The sequence below is a fragment of the Microbacterium sp. LWS13-1.2 genome, assembly GCF_040144835.1.
GTDB lineage: Bacteria > Actinomycetota > Actinomycetes > Actinomycetales > Microbacteriaceae > Microbacterium.
The window spans coordinates 1,558,885-1,578,622 of the sequence record NZ_CP151632.1 but is presented as its reverse complement, the minus strand read 5'-3'; the positions used below and the strand labels follow the sequence as shown (position 1 = coordinate 1,578,622).

Below are 19,738 nucleotides of genomic sequence, written 5' to 3'. Positions count from 1 at the left end.
GGAGACCCTCCCGATGAAACGAAACCCCCTCCGCCGGCTTCTCGGCGCGGGCACCGCGATGGTGCTGCTGGCGGGCGGCCTCGTGCTGTCCGCACCCGCGGCGGCGTCCGCCCAGACGGTCACCGAGGCATCCTGCTCCGGCGACTCCCTCGTCTCGAAGACCCTCGAGTCCGGATCCAGCTGGCAGATGTGCTGGCGCCTCGACACCTACCGCGGCCTGGTCCTGGACAAGATCGCCTACCAGCCGCGCGACGACGCGGCGCCGATCCTCGTGCTCGACTCGATCGCGCTCGCCCAGCTCAACGTGCCGTACGACACCGGCGCCACCGAGTACAACGACGTGACGACCTACCAGGTGGGCGGGCGCCGCCTGCAGGCCATCGAGGCCGTCGACTGCCCGGTCGGCGAGGTGCGCAACGCGTGGGCGGACCCGGCCCGCGGCGACATCGCCGCGGTCTGCATCGGCGAAGAGGACTCGGGTCTCGCGTACCGGTCGAACATCACGGGCGACGCACTGTACGCCGCGCAGGGCACAGACCTCGTGCTGCACAGCGTGTCGCGCATCGGCTGGTACGAGTACCAGACCGAGTACCGGTTCCACGACGACGGCGAGATCTCGGTGCGCCTCGGCGCCACGGGCGACCTGTCGCCCAACGACTACGTCGACGTCGTGAACCAGGGGTGGCCGATCGCCCCGAGCCAGGAGGACTTCGCGGTCAACCACTACCATTCGGCGTTCTGGCGCGTGGACTTCGGCATCGATTCCGGGGCCACCCAGCTGGTCGAGAAGTTCGCGACCACGCCGACCGGCGAGTACGGCACGACGGGTGACACGGGTCACACCGCGATCCTCGAGACGCAGCTCACGCAGATCACGAACGAGACCAAGACGATGGGCTCGAACCGCGAGGCATACCGGGTCGTGAACCCCGAGAGCATCAACGCCGACGGCCACGCCCGCTCGTACGAGATCATCGTGCCGCGCGACCAGGCGTACAACCTCAACCCCGAGACCGACTACGACATCGCGTTCACGTCGGCCAAGTCGGATGAGATCCACGCCAGCCACAACCTGATCCCGTCGAAGGCGGGGCAGATGGTCAGCGACTACATCGCCGACGGCGAGACGCTCGCCGACCCGGTGGCATGGGTGAACGTGGGCTTCCATCACATCAACCGCGACGAGGACCAGAGCCCGATGCCGATCCACTGGCAGGGTTTCACCCTCTACCCGCGTGATTTCGCGGCGCAGAACCCGAACATCCCCGAGGGCCGCAAGTGGGTCAACGGCGACATGCGCGGGGTGCCGAACCCGAACATCACGCCGACGCCCACCGCGTCGCCGACGCCCACCCCGACGACCGAGCCCACCACGGAGCCCACGCCGACGCCCACCGAGTCCGGGAACGGGAACGGCAACGGGAACGGCAACGGGAACGGGAACGGCAACGGCAATGGGAACGGAAACGGCAACGGGGGCTCGACGGCGCCCGCAGCCGCGCCGGTGACCTTCGGCAGCGCCGAGGTCGCCCCCGGCGCCGCACAGTCGGCGACCGCAAGCGGCTTCACCCCCGGTGAGACCGTGAGCGCCGTGATGCACTCCGACCCCGTCGACGTCGGCACGTTCGTCGCCGACAGCGAGGGCGTCGTGAGCGTCCAGTTCGTAGTGCCCTCCGACACGCCCGCCGGCGAGCACTCGCTGGTCCTTACCGGGCAGACCTCGTCGGCCGTCGCCCAGGGATCGTTCACGGTGGCGTCCGCGTCGCCCGCGGCGATCTTCGGCGCACTCGCGACGACCGGGACCGACGCGAACAACTGGGCGCTGTCGGGCGTTCTGCTCCTGGTGGCAGGAGCCGGACTCGCGGCCACGTCGTGGCACCTGCGCCGCCAGCAGGCGGCCAAGGGACAGGCCGCGGCCTGACCCCCCCGCCCGCGGGGCGACGCGCCGGTCGCGTCGTCCCGCGGGACCCCCGTGTCGCGGAGACCTCCGCCCGCGGCATCCGGAGCTGAAAGGACCTCCCCATGCGCAGTCGTATCGCCGCCCTCGGCGTCGTGCTCGCCCTCTCCACCGCGATCGTCGCGGCCGGGGCCGTGGGGCTCAGCCTGACGACGGGTGCCGACTCGGCGCCGCAGGCCGCCTCAGCAGGCGCGAGGACGGATGCCGCCACCGCCGCCTACCCGACCGTCGAGGACCACTGCTACATCGAGGGCATGATCCCGCACCACGAACAGGCGCTCGAGCTCAGCAGACTCGTGCTGGGCGCCTCGGGGGTCCGCGAGCGCACGCAGGCGCTCGCCGAGTTCATCGTGGCCGACCAGGCCGCCGAGATCGAGACGATGCGGGCATGGCAGAACGCGTGGCGCGGAGCGATCCCCGCCGGCGGTTCGAGCGGTGGGCACGATGGGCACGGTGGCACGCAGCCCGCCGCTGGAGCGGTGCCGGCCGGATGCGGAGACCACCCGCACACGCAGATGAAGGGCATGGCGAGCGCCGAGCAGCTCGCCGCCCTCGACGCCGCCGAGGGCGGCGCCGCCGACCGGATGTTCCTCGACCTGATGATCGCGCATCACGAGGGCGCGCTCGAGATGGCCGAGAGCGCGGTCCGCGAGGGATCCAATGCGTACGTGCGCTCATCCGGCAAGCACGTGCTCGTCGAGCAGCAGCGCGAGATCGCGGCGATGACGGCGCTGCTCGCCGAGGCGCCGTGACGGTCGTCGCCGGCTCGGCGGCGGTCGGCCGATCGCTCGGCGGCAGGCGGCGGGCGCTCTTCTGGCTCGCAGCCCTTCTCGTCCCCGCCGGCGCAGCGCTCTCGCTCACCGCGGCCTTCGGTGTCGCGACGGTGCGCAACGACTCGATGAACCCGACGCTGCACAGCGGTGACACGGTGCTGTTCGACCGGTGGAGCCCGCCTGGGCGCGGCGACGTGGTGCTCCTCGTCGACCGCGAAGGATGGTCGGGTACGCAGAGCGCGCTCCTCGTGAAGCGGGTCGTCGGCGTCGCGGGCGACGTGGTCGTGTGCTGCGAGGCGGGCACAGGCCGGTTGCTCCTCAACGGAGCGCCGGTCGAGGAGGCCTATGCCGGCGCGGTGCGGCCGGGCGGCGACATCCCGTTCCGCGTCACCGTGCCCGAGGGTGCCGTCTGGGTCATGGGCGACAACCGGGCGGAGTCTGCCGACTCCCGGGCATCGGTGTCGGCGCCGGGGCAGGGGGCCGTGGCACGAGACGACCTGCGCGGCACCGCGCGTGCGTGGTGGGGCGGCTGAGCGCGCGGTGACACGCTCACGGACGGATGCCGGTGGCCGCCGCGTCCGTCATCCAAAGGCGTACCGCTCATGCGTCGTGAGGCGCCCTCGATGCCTGTGCGAGGCATAGCCTGGAGGTATGGCGACGAAGCCCCCGAGAGCCGATATCGACGAGACCCGCGTTCACGTGTCGCGGCCCAAGAAGGTCGCCGTCGGCGTGCCCGCGGTGCTGCACGCGCTCGAGATCGCGAACGAGCAGATGGGTGTGACCCGGTCGGTGCAGACGCTGCTGCGCGTCAACCAGAAGGACGGGTTCGACTGCCCCGGCTGCGCGTGGCCCGAGGAGGACAAGCGGCACATCGCGGAGTTCTGCGAGAACGGCGCCAAGGCCGTCGCCGAGGAGGCGACGCTGCGCCGGGTCGGCCCGGACTTCTTCGCCGCGCATTCGCTCGACGCGCTGCGCGGCCACGACGACTGGTGGCTCGGCCAGCAGGGGCGGCTGACCCACCCGATGGTGCTCGAAGAGGGTGCGACGCACTACCGGCCGATCTCGTGGGACGATGCGCTCGCCCTGGTCGCGGATGAGCTGCGGACGCTGGATGATCCCGATGAGGCGGTCTTCTACACGTCGGGCCGCACCTCGAACGAAGCGGCGTTCCTGTATCAGCTGCTGGTGCGCGGCCTCGGCACGAACAACCTGCCCGACTGCTCCAACATGTGCCATGAGTCCTCCGGCTCGGCGCTGACGGAGACGATCGGCATCGGCAAGGGGACCGTCTCGATCGACGACATCCACGACGCCGACCTGCTCATCGTCGCCGGGCAGAACCCGGGCACGAATCACCCCCGCATGCTCGTCGCGCTCGAGAAGGCGAAGCAGCGCGGGGCGACGATCATCGCGGTGAACCCGCTGCCCGAGGCGGGACTGATGCGCTTCGAGAACCCGCAGACGGTGCGGGGCGTCGCGTTCGGCGGCACCAAGCTCGCCGACCAGTTCCTGCAGATCCGCCTCGGCGGCGATCAGGCGCTGTTCCAGGCGATCGGCAAGCACCTCCTCGAGGCCGAGGAGGCCGACGGGGGTGTGCTCGACCACGAGTTCCTCGCCGCGCACACCAGCGGCTTCGATGAGTATCGTCAGGCCATGGCGGATGCCTCGTGGCGCGACCTCGTCACCGCCACGGGTCTTCCCGAGAAGTCGCTGCGGCGGGTCGCCGAGACCGTGCGCACGTCGAAGGCGACGATCGTCTGCTGGGCGATGGGACTCACCCAGCACAAGCACTCGGTGCCGACGCTGCGCGACGTGGTCAATCTGCTGCTGCTGCAGGGCAACATCGGCCGCCCGGGCGCGGGCGTCTGCCCCGTGCGCGGGCACTCCAACGTGCAGGGCGATCGCACCGTGGGCATCTACGAGAAGCCGTCGGCGGCGTTCCTCGACGCCCTCGACACGGAGTTCGCGTTCGCCGCCCCGCGCGAGCACGGCTTCGACACGGTCGGCGCGATCCGCGCGATGCGCGACGGCCGCGTGCGGTTCTTCATGAGCATGGGCGGCAACTTCGTGTCCGCGACCCCCGACACCGCGGTCGTCGAGGCCGGCATGTCGCGCGTCGGACTCACCGTGCACGTCTCCACGAAGCTCAACCGCTCCCACGTCGTCACGGGGCGTCGCGCTCTCATCCTGCCGACGCTGGGCCGCACCGACCGCGACCGCCGCGGCGGCCAGGAGCAGCGGGTCACGGTCGAGGACTCCATGGGAGCCGTCCACGCCTCCCGCGGCCGCCTGGCCCCGCCGTCGGAGGAGCTGCTCAGCGAGGTCGCCATCGTGGCTCGACTGAGCGGCCTGGTCTTCGGGTCCGCGGGTACCGGCGCAGCCGCCGGCGGTCGGACGTCAGCGTCGTCGTCCTCGTCGGCGGCGGCGTCGTCGTCGCGAGATCAGGTGATGTCACGGGAGAAGGACGTTGCGGGCGCGGATCGTCCTGAGCCGGTGACATCACCTGAGCCGGTGACGGATGCCGCGGGCGACGCGACGCGGCATGACCGCGGGTACCCGGAGCGCACCGCGGCCGAGGAGTCCGACGGCACCCACTCGCCGGTCCACAGCGACCGCGAGACCGCAGACGGCCCCGATCCGGCTGGTCTGCGGCATCCGTCCAACGTCCCGCACGCGGACTGGGCGGCGCTCGAGGCGGACTACGCGCTCATCCGCGCCCACATCGCGCGCGTCATCCCCGGGTTCGACGACTACGAGGAGCGCATCGGCAAGGGCGGCACGCTGCACCTGCCGAACGGACCGCGCGATGCGCGCCGCTTCGCGACGGCCGACGGCAGGGCGCGGTTCACCGTGAACCCGCTGGAGTATCCGCGGATCCCGCGCGGGCGCCTGCTGCTGCAGACGCTGCGCTCGCACGACCAGTACAACACCACGATCTACGGCAAGGACGACCGGTATCGCGGCATCCACGGCGGGCGCCGGGTCGTGCTGGTGAACGCCAAGGACATCGTCGCGCTGGGCTTCGCCGAGAACGACGTCGTCGACCTCGTGTCGGAGTGGAGGGGGCCGGACGGCACGCTCGAGGAGCGACGGGCGGAGGAGTTCCGCATCGTCGCCTATCGCACGCCTCGGGGCAACGCCGCCGCGTACTACCCGGAGACGAACGTGCTGGTGCCCCTGGACTCCGTCGCCGACGTCTCGGGAACGCCGACCTCGAAGTCGGTGGTGGTGCGGCTCGCACGTCGCACCTGAGAGTCCGGCGCGTGCCTAGGCTGGAGGCATGACCCGCGCCGCCGTCATCACCGTGTCCGATCGCTCCGCCGAGGGCGCTCGCGCCGACGCGAGCGGGCCGATCGCGGTCTCGGCGCTGCGGGAGGCGGGCTTCGACTGCGCCGATGCCGTCGTGGTGCATGACGGCGCCGACAGCGTCGAGCGCGCGCTGACCGCCGAGGTCGTCGCGGGCGTCAAGCTGATCGTGACGACGGGCGGCACGGGTGTCTCGCCGCGAGACCAGACGCCGGAGGGCACTGCACGCGTCGTGACCCGCCAGGTGCCCGGCATTGCGGAGGAGCTGCGACGACGCGGTGCGGCCGAGAAGCCCGCCGGCCTGCTGACGCGCGGGATCGCCGGTGTCGTCGACCCGCACGGCGCGCTCGTGGTCAACCTGCCCGGGTCCCCGGGCGGCGTGGCGGACGGGATGCCGGTCGTGCTGTCGGTCGCCCGACATGTGCTGGACCAGCTGGGCGGAGGGGACCACTGATGACCCTGACCACAGACGCGGTGCGCATGGCCGCCATCAGTGCCGAGCCGCTGGATCTCGACGCCCACCTGCGCGCCGTCGACGATTCCCGCATGGGCGCCGTGACGACGTTCGTCGGTCGCGTGCGCGATCATGATCCGGATGCCGCGACCGCCGTCGTCGCCCTCGAGTACTCGGCGCATCCTGACGCCGAACCGGCGCTCGCCCGCCTGGCGGCCGCGGCGATCGGGGCGACCGGAGCGCTCGTCGCCGTGTCGCACCGGGTCGGCACGCTGCGCGTCGGGGACGCCGCCGTCGTGATCGCAGTCGCGTCCGCCCACCGCGCCGAGGCGTTCGCGGTGTGCCGCACGCTGATCGAGACGATCAAGACCGACCTGCCGGTCTGGAAGCGCCAGGTCGAATCCGACGGCACCGCCACCTGGCTCGGCCTCGGCGGCTGACCGCAGCGGCCGAAGGCCCCGCAGCCCGGAAGCGGGATCAGCCGCCGGCGAAGGGCGGCAGCACGTCGACCAGGTCGTCACTGCCGAGGGGCGTGTCGTCGTCGACGCGTGAGCCGCCGACGAGCACGGCGCAGCGGGGCAGGATGCCGCCGAGCCCGGGGAACTCCTCCGATACGGCGCGGCGCAACTCACCCAGCGTCGTCTCGGTGCGGCGCTCGGAATCCAGGCCGGTCGCCTCCTGCGCGGCGGCGAAGTAGCGGACGACGGCCATCAGGCCTCGTGCTCCCAGTCGCCGGCGAGCGCGGTGATCGCGGCCACGGCGGACTCGATGTCGGCCGTGGAGCCGCCGTTGCGACCCGCCACGAGCCCGGCCACGAACGCGCTGAACGGCGCCGCCGGGCGTGCCACGCCGACCGCGACGTCGCGTGCCAGGTCGAGGATCAGCGATACCGGCACGTCTTCGGGCGCGAGGTCGAACCGCTCGCGCAGCGCGGCGGCCCAGGCGTCGAGGGCCTCCGGGGGAAGGGTGCGGGACTGCTCGCTCATGGCGACTCCTCCAGGCTGGGGTGCGCGTGATCGGCCCGCGCGCGGGCCTCGTTCAGATCCTCCCACGTGTCGACATCGCGGGTCAGGTCGTCGGGCGCCGCGACGACGGCGATCGCCAGCTCGTGGACGAGCCTGCGCATCGGCAGGTCGCGCCCTCCATCGGGGAGAGCGGATGCCGCCTGCCGCAGCGCCCGCGTGCGGTACACGCCCGTCAGCCACTGGGGGCGGCTCGATGCGTCGCCGAGGCACAGCCCCTCGGTATCGGCCGGGAGCAGAGCGAGATCGTCGACGAGCCGTCGGACGGCCGCATCCGCGCCGGGGAGGTCGCAGGCCAGTACGAGCGTCCACTCCGGGTCGTCCTCCGCCGGCCAGGATGCGAGCGCGGTGACCACGGCGGCGGCCGGGCCGCCGAACGGCGGATCCTCGCGCACCCACCCGACGGGGAGGCTCTCGTCGAGCACCGGTGCCACAACGGTGAGGGGCCGGGCTCCGGCATCCGTCGCCGCGGTCACCGCCGCCGACAGCAGTGTGCGCCCGCCCACCTCGAACAGCGGTTTGACGGCGCCGTCCACGCGCGTGCCGCGGCCGCCGGCGAGCAGGATCCCGCCCAGGCCGGCGGGGACGACGGGTCGCCGGCCGGGCATCAGCTTTCGCCCGGGCGGTGCCAGTCGCCGCTCTTGCCGCCGGTCTTCGTGACGATGCGCACGCTCTCGATCGAGGTGCCCTTGTCGAGCCCCTTCACCATGTCGACGACGGCGAGGCCGGCCACCGAGACCGCGGTCAGGGCCTCCATCTCGACGCCCGTGCGGTCTGCGGTGCGCACCGTCGCCTCGATCGCGACGCCGCCGTCTTCGACCGCGAGGTCGACCGCAGCGCCGTGCACGCCGATGACATGCGCGAGCGGCAGCAGCTCGGGGGTGCGCTTGGCGGCCTGGATGCCGGCGATGCGGGCGACCGCGAGCACATCGCCCTTCGGCACCGACCCGTCGCGCAGTGCGGCGACCACCTCGGGCGCGCAGCGCACGAAGGCGCGGGCTGTCGCGGAGCGCACGGTCGGCTGCTTCAGCGTGACATCGACCATGCGCGCGTTCCCGGCGTCGTCGAGGTGCGTGAAATTCGGCGGTTCGGGCGTGCTCATGAGATCAGCATGACATCGACGACATCGCCCGCCGCCACCGCGTCGACCTCGGCGGGCACGACGGCATAGGCCTCGGCACGGCCGAGTCCGCCCGCGAGGTGGGATCCGCCGCTCGTCGCCGGGACGGCACGCCAGGCCGCCGGATCGGAGCGGTCGATCGTGATGGGCAGGTACTGGCGCCGCGCCGGCGGCGTGCGCCAGCCGGCACCGGCCCGCAGCGCGATGACGGGGCGGTCGATGGCCCGGCGACCCTGAAGGCGCAGCAGCGCCGGTCGCACGAACACCTCGAACGAGACCGCCGCGCTGACCGGGTTGCCCGGCAGCCCGAACAGCAGCGTGCCCGCGGCGAGGCGGCCGAAGCCCTGTGGCTTGCCGGGCTGCATCGCCACCTTCGAGAAGACCATCGTCTCGGCGAGCGTGGTCTTGACCACCTCGTACGCTCCGGCGCTGACGCCGCCGGAGAAGATGACGACGTCCGCGCGCTCCGGCGACCGCGGGTCCGTCACCTCGGCGAGCAGGGCGTCGAGGGCCCCGCTCTCGTCGGGAACGCTGGCGCGGCGCACGACCTCGGCACCGGCTTCCGCGGCGAGGGCGGCGAGGAGGACGCTGTTCGACTCGGGGATCTGACCGCGACGGAGCGCGGATCCCGGCTCGACGAGCTCGCTCCCCGTCGAGATGACGGCGACACGCGGTCGACGTGCGACCACGACCTCGGCGACGCCGGCCGCTGCCGTCGCCGCGACCTGCAGGGGGCCGAGCAGCTCTCCGGACGGGAGCACCTCGTCACCGGCGCGCGCGTCCTCGCCGGCGCGACGGATGTGGGCGCCCACGGCGCGCGGGGCCTTCTGCACCGAGATCGCACCGAGGGAGTCGGCGAGCCCGCCGGCGGTGTCTTCGAACGGGACGATCGCGTCGGCGGCGGCCGGGACCGCCGAGCCGGTCATGATGCGCGCGGCCTCGCCGGGAGCGAGCGCCGGGTCGGCGTCGGTGCCGGCGGGCAGGTCGGCGACGACGCGGAGTGTCGCCGGCGCGACGGCCACGTCCTCGAAGCGGACGGCGAACCCGTCCATCGCCGAGTTGTCGAAGACCGGGATGTCGACCGCGGCCCGCACCGGTTCTCGCAGCGTGCGGCCGTGCGCGGCAGCGAGCGCGACCCGCTCGCTCTCCAGCGGTTCGACGGCCGCGAGCACATCGGCCAGGTGCTCCTCGACCGTGCGCAAGCCGCTCACGCGCGGACCGCCGCGCCGGCTGCGTCGCGGTTCCATGCGTCCATGCCGCCGGCGAGGACGGACGCCTCGATCCCTGCGGCGCGCAGAGCCACCGCCGCGCGCTGTGCGCGCATGCCGACCTGGCACACCACGATCACGCGGGGAGTCTCCACCCGGTGCGGCTCGGCGAGCACGTCGCCGAGCGGCAGCAGCATCGAGCCGGGGATGACGCCGCGCGCGGTCTCGAACGGCTCGCGCACGTCCAGCAGCACGGCCCCCGCCCGCTGCGCGGCGAGCGCCTCGGCCGGAGTCAGCTGCGGGATGGGTGCGGGGCGGGTGGGCTCAGGAGCGGCCTGCAAGCCGGCGCTCGCCCGCGAGACGCCCGCCGGGACGTCTTCGGGCACGGCAGGCTCGCGCGCGACACCGCCGCCGTGGGAAGGGACGTCCGCGGGGCGCAGCGGCACCTCGTCGGTCCGGGCGCGGAGGGCGTCGATCACCAGCACGCGTCCGAGCAGCGGGTCGCCGACCCCCGTGATGAGCTTGATGGCCTCGGTGGCCAGGAGGGCGCCGACCTGCAGGCAGAGGGCGCCGAGCACGCCAACCTGTGCGCAGGTGGGGGCCTCGCGTCCGGCATCCGGCGGGTAGAGATCGGCGAGGCGGACGGGCACCGCGCCGGCGGGCGGCGTCGACCAGAAGACCGTCGCCTGCGCGTGGAACTCCTGCACGACGCCCCACACGAGCGGAACGCCGAGGTCCTCGCACGCGGCGGCCACCGCCTCGCGGGTCTCGAACGTGTCGGTGCCGTCGATGACGACGTGCGCTCCGGCGAGGAGGTCGCGGGCATTGGCCGGCGTGAGCACGGCCTGCACCGGCCGCACCAGGGTCGTGGGCGAGAGGTCGGCGGCGATGCGGACGGCGGAGTCGACCTTGGCCGCACCGACATCGCCCACACGGTGCATCACCTGCCGTTGCAGATTGGATGCCTCGACCAGGTCGTCGTCGATCAGCGTGAGCGTGCCGACTCCGGCGGCCGCCAGCGCCAGCACGGCGGGGGAGCCGAGGCCGCCCGCACCGACGACCGCGACGTGCGCGGCGGCGAGGCGGCGCTGCGCGACGTCGCCGAAGCCGGCGAGCACGCGGTGCCGCGCGGTGCGCGTGAGTTCGGAATCGCTCAGCTCGGCGAGGGGCTCGACGAGTGGGGGAAAGGCCATATCCACAGGCTACGCCGCGCGCATCGGGGGTCGGGCGCCGCCCGTCCGATCGCGCGCCTGACGCACCGACGGCGGCCGGGCCGGCAGGGTCAGACGCGCCCGGTCAGGATGAGGTTCCAGTAGACCCACGGCAGAACGTGCCGGTCAAAGACCCACGACAGCCGGCTCTCGCGGTACATCCGCCGGAAGAACGGGATGGACGGCTTCGGCGTGCCCGTGTCGTCGAACTCCGCCCACACGACCGTCGACCGCGAGACCGTGAACGGGCACACCGCGTAGCCGTCGTAGCGCGCCTTCGGCTCTTTGCCGCGGAGCACCCTCGAGACGTTCTTCGCCAGCACCCACGTCTGCTTGCGGAGCGCCCCACCGCACTTCGAGTTGGTGGTCGCGGCGGCGTCGCCGAGAGCCCAGACACGGGGGAATCGCGGATGCCGCAGCGTCCGAGGATCGACCTCCACGAACCCTCCCGACGAGCCCGGCGCCGGGAGCACCGACGCCTTGAGCCAATCCGGGGCCGACTGCGGCGGTTCGACGTTGAGCACGTCGTAGTGCAGATGCTCGGGTCCGTCCGGCCCGCCGATCACGACCTCCTGCGCCGCGGAGTCCACACGGAGCAGCACCGAGCGGGTGCGCAGCTCGATGCCGTACTCCTCGATCTTGCGCTCGAGCTCGCGATCGAACGGCGGCAGGAACGCCGTCTCCGTCGGCACCACCATCACGACCCGGATCCTGTCCAGCACCCCCGTCGCCCGCCAGTAGTCGCACGCCTGATACATCGGCTTCTGTGCGGCACCCGCGCACGAGGCGGGCCCGTCGGGCTGGGTGAAGACGACCGTGCCCTCCTTCAGGTCGCGCAGCAGCAGCGACGCTTTCTGCGCCAGCTCGAATTCGTAGTGGGATGCCGCCGCCGGCGTCTGCATCGCCTCTGCCAGCCCCGGCACGCGGCCCCAGTCGAGCTGGATGCCCGGACACACGATGAGCTGGTCGAAGGTGACGCGGTCACCGGTCTCGAGCACGACGGCGTTCGCGTCGGGCTGGACGGCGGTGACGGCATCCTGGATCCACTCCACCCCTTTCGGCATCACCTCTCGCTGGGGGCGGACGGTGATGCCGGCGGGAGCGGTGCCGCCGGCGACGTGCGAGAACAGCGGTCTGTACTGGTGCTGCTCACGCGGCTCGATGATGGCGATGTCGTCGACGCCGGAGCGACGCAGCCTCGCGGCGACCGAGATGCCGCCGTTGCCCCCGCCGATGACCAGCACCTGATGATGCGCCTGCTGCTCGGACATGTTCCTCCCCTCGGATGGCGACTCCCGCCGACCGCGGTCGGCGGGAGTCGCGTCTGAGATCTCCCTGCAGGCGAGATTAGGCAGGCACCCGCACGAAGCGAGGGGGCTTGCGCAGGGGGCTGAGGTCGCACGAAGATGCCGGGTCGGACCCGTCGGGTGACCGGAACACGCGCCGACGTGTGCTCAGCCGGAGGCTCGCTTGGCCAGACGCCAGCCGCCGACGAACGCGAGCGTGATGAGCCCGAGGCTCAACGCCGCGAACCCGAAGATCGTGACGCGGGACACGAAGACGTAGTCTCCGCCCGGCGCGAAGGCGGCATCGGCGAGCGGCTGGTACGCGAACCAGCCGAACGATGCGGGCGTCGATGCCCCGATGACGATCGTGACCGCTCCCGCGAGGAGGAGAACCCCCGCGGTCGCCCATCCTGCACGTTCCTTGCCGCTCGGCTGCGCCATCTCCCGACCCTATCGAGCCGTCAGCCCGCCGGCGTCAGCAGGTCGAGAAGCTCCGGCGACGCCGCGCGAGGCTGGAGACCCGGGTCCACCAGGCGTCGGCAGCCGTCGAGTTCGACGGTGAACGGCTGCGATTGCCCGCTCACGAGACTCGGGTGGACGACGACCCACCTCGTCGCCGCGTCCGTGCACGACGGCGCTGTGGGGGCGTGCCGGGCGTCCGCGAGCACGGCTTGAGCCTCGGCGGTGGCCAGTTCGCGCACGCCGGCGAAGACGTTCGGATCACCCGTGACCGCCGGCGACCGCGTCGATCCCAATCCGGCGACGTAGTCGCACAGCCGCGCTCCGTCGACCGTGGCCACCTCGGGCCATGCCGGAAGCTCGAAGGGGATGAGCGCGTCCTCGCCGATCACCTGGTCGTCGGGTACGTCGGCGTCGGCGTCGGCGGGGAGACCACTCGTGGCATCCGGGCCGGCGAGAATCAGCATGCTCGCCTGGGTGGCGCATCCCGCATCGGTCGCCGCGGCGGAGTCGACCAGCGACTCGGGCGTGAACGTCTCGTCCACCACGGTGAGGGCCGCGAGAGCCGCGTCCAAGCCGACGGACTTGGGCGCTCCGCACCCGTCGGACGGGACCGCCACGCTCACGACGCGCCCGTCGGCGTCCTCCACCCACAGCTCGGGGGAGAGGTAGCCGATCGCGGTGCACGGTCCCATCGAACGCGGATCGCTGGGAGAGGCCAGCGCCGCGAGCACAGGTTCGAGGTCTCCCTCGAGTCGTTCGAGAAGCGCCCCCGACCAACTCCCGTCGTCGTCCTCCCACGACGCGTACGGGTCGCACCGCAGGACGGCGACCGCCGTGAAGTCGGACGGCACCAGTCCGGCTTCGGCGTGGCCTGCCTCGTAGGTCTGGGGGCAGATCACCGTCGCGACCGGCGTCGCCTCGATACGCGGGTCGCGGCCGATCCCGGGAATCGCCCCGCAGCCGGCGAGCACCAGGCTCACGCCGAGAGTCGCGACCACCACCGTCAGACGTCGCATCGTGTGCACCTCCGGTACCGACGCTAGAGGCGCCGGGACGACGCCGGGCAACGACCCTGTAACGATGCCCTGCACGCAAGAGGATGATGGATCCATGCCCGCCGCCCATCGTCCCGGCCTCCGGGTGGGCTCGGGGCTCACCATCCCCGAGTCCGAGCTGACCTGGCGCTTCTCGCGGTCATCCGGCCCCGGCGGGCAGGGCGTGAACACCGCCGACTCGCGGGCGGAGCTGGTCTGGGATGTGTCGCGCTCGGCCGCGCTGTCGCCGCACCAGCGCGAGAGGCTGCTCGCGCGGCTGAGCGGTCGCCTTGTCGACGGAGTGCTGACGATCGCGGCATCCGAGCACCGCGCGCAACTGCGCAACCGGGATGCCGCGCGTGCCCGGCTCGCCGCTCTCGTCGCCGACGCGCTACGGCCGCCTTCGCCCTCGCGACGACCCACGCGCCCGACCCGGGGCGCCAAGGAGCGGCGCCTGAGCGAGAAGAAGCGGCGCACCGACGTCAAGCGGCTGCGCCGTCCACCCGCCGACTGACGACGCCAGCGCCGGCGCTACGAGCGGCGCCGGGTGAGGTGGATGTCGACGGAGTCGCCGTCGGTCTTGCCGATCGCCCTTCTGACCTCGGCGTTGATCGGGAGCTTGTGCGTCCCGTCGCCGAGGGCCATGAAAGCACCTTCGAACGGGTGCCCGTCCACGGTGCCCGCCACCTTGACGAGTCCGCGGGTGCCGAAGATCGTGGCGGAATCGGGGAGCTTCACGCAAGTCCAGGTGTCGCCCGGCTGAGCTTTGCCGAGGGTGGCGGTGAAGCGGATATCGAGAGGCCCGGTGTGGTCCGACATGATGGCTCCAATCTCGGCCGCCGCAGCCGTGACGAGTGTGTACCGGGCGGCGGCCCTTCACAGGGATGACGATCGAACGTCGTCCCGATCGACAGCCTCTCAGAGCCTCAATCGGGAACGATGACCACGCTCTGGATCAGACCGTCGCGCAAGGTGAAGCGGAACGGGCTGGTGCCGTTGAACCCGTTGCCGGTCACCGCGAGGTGCACGAGGTAGGTTTCCGGGGCTGTTTCCCGCTCGATGTCGATGAGCTCGAAGTGCGACTGCTTGCCGATGTTGTCGGTTGCGATCCCACGCGCGGATGCCGTCGTGCCCGTGCGCCACGCGGCCCCAGTCGTCGAGCGAGCCGTCCTCGCTGAAGGCCGCGACGAACGCATCGGAGTCGCCGGCGTTCGTAGCGTCGATGAAGGTCGAGATGGGAGCGGGGATGAGTGCCATGCTCCGATCTTCCCCCCGCATCGCGGGGGTGGAGCGCCCAGGTTCAACGGATCCAGAAGTCCTCGGCGCGCGCGCCCGGCCGGAATCCGAAGTGCTCGAGCATCGCCGTCGCCTCCGGGAAGTGGGCGGCGAGCATGTCGGGTCCGTGGGCGTCGCTGCCGAACGTGACCGCGCGCCCGCCTTCCTCCGCCCACCACTGCGGGATCCACGGCCAGAGCCGCCGGGTGTTCATCTCGAGGCCCCGTTCCGACGCCGCGATCGCGCGCATCCCGGCACGGAACCCGTCTTCGAATCTGCGAGGGTCGAAGGGGCCCGCTGTGGCGACCGGCCAGGAGCGCACGGCGTAGTCGATGTGCGTGAACACCGCGAAGGAATCCGAGCCGGCGACCATGCGCGGGATCTCCTCGAGGTAGCTCCACATCACGTCGTCCGCGGGCATGTGATGGTAGAGCGTGGTCGGCTCGGTGCGGTCGGCGCCGTCGAAGGGGAGCATGTGCAGCGACCCGTTGACGCGATCGATGACCCCGCTGGAGAGCAGAGCGGCGGCGTGCGCGTCGCGCAGGTGCGGCTGGCCGAACTCGACGCCCGTGAGGATGCGCAGGTCGGGGAAGTCGTGACGGCACCGTTCGATCGCGGTGAGATAGCCCTCGACGTCGAACTCGGGCAGCCGCACATGGCCGCTCTCGTCGACGTACTTCTGCGCGTGCTCTCCGATGTCACCGTCATCGACTCTCCAGCCGTGCTCGAAGTCGAGGTGCTCGGTGAACACGATCGCCGGCAATCCGATCCGGACCGCACGTTCGCACGTACGGACCATCGAGCCTTGCGAGGCCGGATCCGAGCCGCAGTCCCACGACCACTCGCTGTGCACGTGGGCATCGGCGGGAAGAGTCGCCGTCATCTCGCCGAGAGTACTCCGGCCACCAGTGCACCCTTCAACGTCGTGACTCTCCAGCGTGCGTGGCGGTTCGGGTGTCACGAGTGGTGGCTTCGACGCCGGCGTTGCGGCGTGTCGTGACACCCGAGCGCGTGCGTAGACCGTTCAGGGGTCGCGAGTTGTGACTTCGACGCCGGCGTAGCGGCGTGTCGTGACACCCGAACGTGGGGGAACATGAACGGAGGATGCCGGTGCGCGGGGGCAGCCGCGTCGGGCGCGGCGGGCGCGGCGGGTTCGACGGTGATCTGGTCGGTGCCCCAGCGCATCGGCAGTGGCGCACCACGAACCGAAATCCGCGTATGCGGGGAAATGCCCGCGGACAACCCGCATGCGCGGTGATAGCGTGGAGCTGTGGCGAGCTACAAGATCTCCGAGGCGGCGCGGCTGCTCGCGGTGAGCGACGATACCGTCCGCCGATGGATCGACGCGGGCACGCTGCCGACGACCGGGGCATCGCCCGTCGAGATCCCGGGCGCCGCGCTCGCCGCCCGCGCCGTCGAGCTCGCCGCTGCGCCGGGCGATCCTGCGGACGTGCTCTCGAGCGCGCGCAATCGCTTCGTCGGGCTCGTCACCCGTGTGCAGATCGACGGCGTGATGGCGCAGGTCGACATCCAGTCCGGTCCGCACCGCGTGGTCTCGCTCATGTCGTCCGAGGCGGTGCGCGAGCTGGGACTCGAGCCCGGCTCGCTCGCCGTCGCCGTGGTCAAGGCGACCACGGTGATCGTCGAGACCCCGAAAGCCTGACGTGCGCCACGGGGCCACCGTTCGCGTCGCAGCGCTCCTCGCCGCTCTCGTGCTCGGACTCGCCGGCTGCGCGACGGGCGACGACCGGGATCCGGGCGCGTCGTCTGCGGAGACGACCTCGGCAGAGCCCGAGCTGTCCGGGGACCTCACGGTATATGCGGCCGCGTCGCTGCAGAGGGCGTTCGATGAGCTGGCGACGCAGTTCGAGCAGCGGCATCCGTCCCTCCGCGTGCAGCCTGTCGCCTACGACGGCTCGTCGACCCTGGCGACGCAGATCATCGAAGGAGCCCCCGCCGATGTCTTCGCGGCGGCGGACGAGCCGAACATGCAGAAGGTCGTCGATGCGGGCCTCGCGAGCGATCCCGAGCTGTTCGCGACGAACACGCTGACGCTCGTGGTTCCCGCAGGCGATCCGGGCGGGATCGACGGCCTCGAGGACCTCGCCGATCCCGACCGGACCGTGGTGCTGTGCGCCGCCGAGGTGCCGTGCGGGGCGGCGTCCGCGACGCTCCTCGCGAACGCCGGCGTGGATCCGAGCGTCGACAGCTACGAGCAGAACGTCACCGCGGTCCTCACGAAGGTCGCGGCCGGAGAGGCCGACGCGGGGCTGGTGTATGTGACGGACGCCGCGACCACGGGTGCCGTCGACGCGATCGAGGTGCCAGGCGCCGACGGTGTCGTGAACCGGTATCCGATCGCCGCGGTGAATGATGGTGCGAACCTGGAGGCTGCCGGCGCCTTCGTCGCGTTCGTGCTCGGCGATGAGGGCCGACGGGTGTTGGCGGCCTTCGGATTCGGGGCCTCGTGACCGTCGCCGCAGCACGCGACGTGCGCACGCACGAGGAGCGCGCCGGGTTCGTGCCCCGCGTGCTCGCGGTTCCGGCCGCGATCGGGCTCGGTCTGCTCGTCCTGCCCCTGGGCGCCCTCGTGCTGCGCGTGGACTGGTCGACGCTGTGGACCGATGTCACGTCGCCGCAGGCCCTGTCGGCGCTCGGCCTCTCGCTGGCGACCGGCGCCGTCGCCACAATCGTCTGCGTGGTCCTCGGTGTGCCGCTCGCCCTCCTCATCGCCCGGAGCACGGTGCGGACGGCGGCCATGCTGCGGGCGCTCGTGACGGTGCCGCTCGTGCTGCCGCCCATGGTCGGCGGGGTCGCGATGCTGTTCCTGTTCGGCCGCACCAGCTGGCTGGGCGGAATCCTCGCGGAGTGGGGGATCCGCATCCCGTTCACCACCACCGCCGTGGTGCTCGCGCAGACCTTCGTCGCTCTGCCGTTCCTCGTACTCGCGCTCGAAGGCGCGCTGCGCTCCACCGGCACCGGCTTCGAGCAGGCGGCGGCGGGTCTGGGCGCGGGGCGTTGGACGATCCTCGCCCGCGTGACCCTCCCGCTCGCCGCCCCCGGCCTCGTCGCGGGCATCGTGTTGTGCTTCGCCCGCGCGATCGGCGAGTTCGGCGCGACGGCCCTCTTCGCCGGCAATGCTCCCGGCGTGACGCAGACCATGCCGCTCGCGATCTATACGGCGTTCAACGGCGCCGGCGTCTCGCAGGGAACGGCGGTGGCACTCTCGCTGCTGCTGCTCGTCACCGCCGTCGGCGTGCTGCTGCTCGTACGCGCCTGGCGCGCGGAGCCCGCGCGATGAGCGGTGCGGCGGGCGAGAATGCGGCCACCGGCGCCGCAGAGGGACTCGAGGCCCGCATCCGCGTGGATCGCGGCGGGTTCGCGCTGGACGTGGCCCTCAGCGTGCCGGCGGGCGGGGTCGTGGCCCTCATGGGTCCGAGCGGCGCCGGGAAGTCGACGCTGCTCGGCGTCCTCGCCGGGCTGACGGGGTTCGATGAGGGAGAGGTCCGGCTGCACGGCCGGCTGCTCGACCGGCGCGCGTCCGACGGCTCCGCTGCGCGCCGCACGACGCCGGCGGCGCGCGGCGTGGTGCTGCTCGGGCAGGATCCGCGCCTGTTCCCGCATCTCAGCGCGCACGACAACGTGGCGTTCGGGCTGCGGGTGCACGGCGCCACGAAGACGGTGGCGGCGGCCGGAGCCGCGGACTGGCTTCGACGCGTCGGGCTGGAGGGCCTCGGCGAACGTCGGCCCGCTCAGCTTTCGGGTGGACAGCAGCAGCGCGTCGCGCTGGCGCGGGCGCTCGCGACGTCGCCCGCCGCGATCCTGCTCGACGAGCCGCTCACCTCGCTCGATACCGAGACCGCCGGCGACGTGCGCGCCCTGCTGCATCAGCAGCTCGCGGCGACGCGCACGACGGCCGTCGTCGCGACCCACGACGCGGTCGACGCGGTCGCGCTCGCGAGCCGCCTCGTCGTGCTCGAAGACGGCTGGGTCACGCAGACCGGACCGGTGCGCGAGGTCCTCGCGTCTCCGGCGACCCGGTTCGCCGCAGCGGTGGCGGGACTCAACCGCGTCGTCGGGATCATCGAACCCGCAGACTCGGCCTGGCGTGCCGGGGACCTGGTGCTGCCCCACGCGGCGGGGTCGCGGCATCCGTCTCTTGTTGCGGTGTTCCGGCCGAGCACCGTCCGGGTGATCGAGGGGCCGCCCCACGCCGCGGGGGAGTGGACAGCACGCATCGTGCGCCTCGAGCAGACGCCGGCCGGGGTGCGGATACGCACCGCCGATCCCGACGTCGCGGTGGACGTCGCCGCCGACAGCGCCGCGGGGCTCGCGCCCGGCGACACGATCACGCTGCGCGTGGACCCGGCCGACGTGCGACTGGTCGTCGAGCACTGAGCCTCCGCCACACTCAGAGCGTTTCGTCTCGCTCGTTCCTCGCTCGCTCAACGACCGGCAGAAGGTCTCGCTCGTTCCTCGCTCGCTCAACGACCGGCAGAAGGTCTCGCTCGTTCCTCGCTCGCTCAACGACCGGCAGAAGGTCTCGCTCGTTCCTCGCTCGCTCAACGACCGGCAGAAGGTCTCGCTCGTTCCTCGCTCGCTCAACGACCGGGCGAAAAGTTCCGGTCGT

The 19,738-nt window shown here is 72.3% G+C and carries 23 protein-coding genes; 11 read left to right on the top strand and 12 right to left on the bottom strand.

Annotated elements, in window-relative coordinates; all coding sequences use genetic code 11:
• The first annotated feature begins 13 nt into the window (after window positions 1-13).
• The 6 genes from MRBLWS13_RS07585 to MRBLWS13_RS07560 all read left to right on the top strand — a co-directional run bounded on the left by MRBLWS13_RS07585 (window position 14) and on the right by MRBLWS13_RS07560 (window position 6,930).
• Window positions 14-1,921 (top strand): hypothetical protein, encoded by a 1,908-nt coding sequence (locus MRBLWS13_RS07585; protein ID WP_349428416.1) that lies wholly within the window; start codon window positions 14-16, stop codon window positions 1,919-1,921.
• Between the two features lie 101 nt (window positions 1,922-2,022).
• Window positions 2,023-2,709, top strand: coding sequence for a DUF305 domain-containing protein (locus MRBLWS13_RS07580; RefSeq protein ID WP_349428413.1), 687 nt, complete (start codon window positions 2,023-2,025; stop codon window positions 2,707-2,709).
• Window positions 2,706-3,263 carry a signal peptidase I gene (gene lepB, locus MRBLWS13_RS07575; protein WP_349428412.1) on the top strand — a complete coding sequence of 186 codons (558 nt, stop codon included), beginning with the start codon at window positions 2,706-2,708 and terminating at the stop codon, window positions 3,261-3,263. The genes MRBLWS13_RS07580 and lepB overlap by 4 nt, the downstream gene beginning before the upstream one ends.
• Window positions 3,264-3,381: 118 nt before the next feature.
• Window positions 3,382-5,982, top strand: a complete 2,601-nt coding sequence (locus MRBLWS13_RS07570; RefSeq protein WP_349428411.1) for an FdhF/YdeP family oxidoreductase — start codon at window positions 3,382-3,384, stop codon at window positions 5,980-5,982.
• A 28-nt stretch (window positions 5,983-6,010) separates the two neighbouring features.
• Window positions 6,011-6,490 carry a MogA/MoaB family molybdenum cofactor biosynthesis protein gene (locus MRBLWS13_RS07565; protein ID WP_349428410.1) on the top strand — a complete coding sequence of 160 codons (480 nt, stop codon included), beginning with the start codon at window positions 6,011-6,013 and terminating at the stop codon, window positions 6,488-6,490.
• Entirely contained in the window at window positions 6,490-6,930 is a 441-nt protein-coding gene (locus MRBLWS13_RS07560; protein ID WP_349428408.1) for a molybdenum cofactor biosynthesis protein MoaE, read from the top strand. The genes MRBLWS13_RS07565 and MRBLWS13_RS07560 overlap by 1 nt, the downstream gene beginning before the upstream one ends.
• A gap of 37 nt (window positions 6,931-6,967) precedes the next feature.
• Here MRBLWS13_RS07560 and MRBLWS13_RS07555 read toward each other — a convergent pair whose 3' ends face one another.
• The 9 genes from MRBLWS13_RS07555 to MRBLWS13_RS07515 form a co-directional block, all read right to left on the bottom strand.
• A complete protein-coding gene (locus MRBLWS13_RS07555; RefSeq protein WP_349428407.1) occupies window positions 6,968-7,201 on the bottom strand; it encodes a MoaD/ThiS family protein in 234 nt (77 codons plus the stop codon).
• A complete protein-coding gene (locus tag MRBLWS13_RS07550; RefSeq protein WP_349428406.1) occupies window positions 7,201-7,476 on the bottom strand; it encodes a DUF6457 domain-containing protein in 276 nt (91 codons plus the stop codon). Before MRBLWS13_RS07550 ends, MRBLWS13_RS07555 begins: the two co-directional genes overlap by 1 nt.
• On the bottom strand, window positions 7,473-8,120 hold the full coding sequence (locus MRBLWS13_RS07545; RefSeq protein ID WP_349428405.1) for an NTP transferase domain-containing protein: 648 nt from the start codon (window positions 8,118-8,120) through the stop codon (window positions 7,473-7,475). Before MRBLWS13_RS07545 ends, MRBLWS13_RS07550 begins: the two co-directional genes overlap by 4 nt.
• Window positions 8,120-8,614, bottom strand: coding sequence for a cyclic pyranopterin monophosphate synthase MoaC (gene moaC / locus MRBLWS13_RS07540; RefSeq protein WP_349428404.1), 495 nt, complete (start codon window positions 8,612-8,614; stop codon window positions 8,120-8,122). The genes MRBLWS13_RS07545 and moaC overlap by 1 nt, the downstream gene beginning before the upstream one ends.
• Window positions 8,611-9,843: a gephyrin-like molybdotransferase Glp gene (gene glp / locus MRBLWS13_RS07535; protein WP_349428403.1), complete on the bottom strand. Its 1,233-nt coding sequence runs from the start codon at window positions 9,841-9,843 to the stop codon at window positions 8,611-8,613. Before glp ends, moaC begins: the two co-directional genes overlap by 4 nt.
• The gene (locus tag MRBLWS13_RS07530; RefSeq protein ID WP_349428402.1) at window positions 9,840-11,033 is read right to left on the bottom strand and encodes a ThiF family adenylyltransferase; all 1,194 of its coding nucleotides are present in this window, start codon (window positions 11,031-11,033) and stop codon (window positions 9,840-9,842) included. The genes glp and MRBLWS13_RS07530 overlap by 4 nt, the downstream gene beginning before the upstream one ends.
• An 89-nt stretch (window positions 11,034-11,122) precedes the next feature.
• Window positions 11,123-12,322, bottom strand: a complete 1,200-nt coding sequence (locus tag MRBLWS13_RS07525; RefSeq protein WP_349428400.1) for an FAD-dependent oxidoreductase — start codon at window positions 12,320-12,322, stop codon at window positions 11,123-11,125.
• Between the two features lie 183 nt (window positions 12,323-12,505).
• On the bottom strand, window positions 12,506-12,778 hold the full coding sequence (locus MRBLWS13_RS07520; protein WP_349428399.1) for a hypothetical protein: 273 nt from the start codon (window positions 12,776-12,778) through the stop codon (window positions 12,506-12,508).
• 20 nt (window positions 12,779-12,798) lie between these two features.
• Window positions 12,799-13,815 (bottom strand): hypothetical protein, encoded by a 1,017-nt coding sequence (locus MRBLWS13_RS07515; protein ID WP_349428398.1) that lies wholly within the window; start codon window positions 13,813-13,815, stop codon window positions 12,799-12,801.
• 94 nt (window positions 13,816-13,909) lie between these two features.
• Between MRBLWS13_RS07515 and arfB the strand changes: the two genes are divergently transcribed.
• Entirely contained in the window at window positions 13,910-14,347 is a 438-nt protein-coding gene (arfB, locus tag MRBLWS13_RS07510) for an alternative ribosome rescue aminoacyl-tRNA hydrolase ArfB (protein ID WP_349428397.1), read from the top strand.
• 17 nt (window positions 14,348-14,364) lie between these two features.
• Here arfB and MRBLWS13_RS07505 read toward each other — a convergent pair whose 3' ends face one another.
• The 3 genes from MRBLWS13_RS07505 to MRBLWS13_RS07495 form a co-directional block, all read right to left on the bottom strand.
• Window positions 14,365-14,652 (bottom strand): DUF1905 domain-containing protein, encoded by a 288-nt coding sequence (locus MRBLWS13_RS07505; protein ID WP_349428396.1) that lies wholly within the window; start codon window positions 14,650-14,652, stop codon window positions 14,365-14,367.
• A 107-nt stretch (window positions 14,653-14,759) separates the two neighbouring features.
• Entirely contained in the window at window positions 14,760-15,029 is a 270-nt protein-coding gene (locus MRBLWS13_RS07500) for a hypothetical protein (RefSeq protein ID WP_349428395.1), read from the bottom strand.
• A gap of 104 nt (window positions 15,030-15,133) precedes the next feature.
• A complete protein-coding gene (locus tag MRBLWS13_RS07495; RefSeq protein WP_349428394.1) occupies window positions 15,134-15,991 on the bottom strand; it encodes a PHP domain-containing protein in 858 nt (285 codons plus the stop codon).
• A gap of 387 nt (window positions 15,992-16,378) precedes the next feature.
• On the opposite strand from MRBLWS13_RS07495, the gene MRBLWS13_RS07490 reads away from it, so the two are divergent.
• From MRBLWS13_RS07490 to MRBLWS13_RS07475, 4 genes are read left to right on the top strand one after another with little or no spacing between them, the layout of a single operon-like run.
• Window positions 16,379-16,771 (top strand): TOBE domain-containing protein, encoded by a 393-nt coding sequence (locus MRBLWS13_RS07490; RefSeq protein ID WP_349428393.1) that lies wholly within the window; start codon window positions 16,379-16,381, stop codon window positions 16,769-16,771.
• A 1-nt stretch (window position 16,772) separates the two neighbouring features.
• Window positions 16,773-17,579 carry a molybdate ABC transporter substrate-binding protein gene (gene modA, locus MRBLWS13_RS07485; protein WP_349428392.1) on the top strand — a complete coding sequence of 269 codons (807 nt, stop codon included), beginning with the start codon at window positions 16,773-16,775 and terminating at the stop codon, window positions 17,577-17,579.
• On the top strand, window positions 17,576-18,409 hold the full coding sequence (locus tag MRBLWS13_RS07480; RefSeq protein ID WP_349428391.1) for an ABC transporter permease: 834 nt from the start codon (window positions 17,576-17,578) through the stop codon (window positions 18,407-18,409). Before modA ends, MRBLWS13_RS07480 begins: the two co-directional genes overlap by 4 nt.
• On the top strand, window positions 18,406-19,506 hold the full coding sequence (locus tag MRBLWS13_RS07475; protein ID WP_349428390.1) for an ABC transporter ATP-binding protein: 1,101 nt from the start codon (window positions 18,406-18,408) through the stop codon (window positions 19,504-19,506). Before MRBLWS13_RS07480 ends, MRBLWS13_RS07475 begins: the two co-directional genes overlap by 4 nt.
• The last annotated feature ends 232 nt before the right edge of the window (window positions 19,507-19,738 follow it).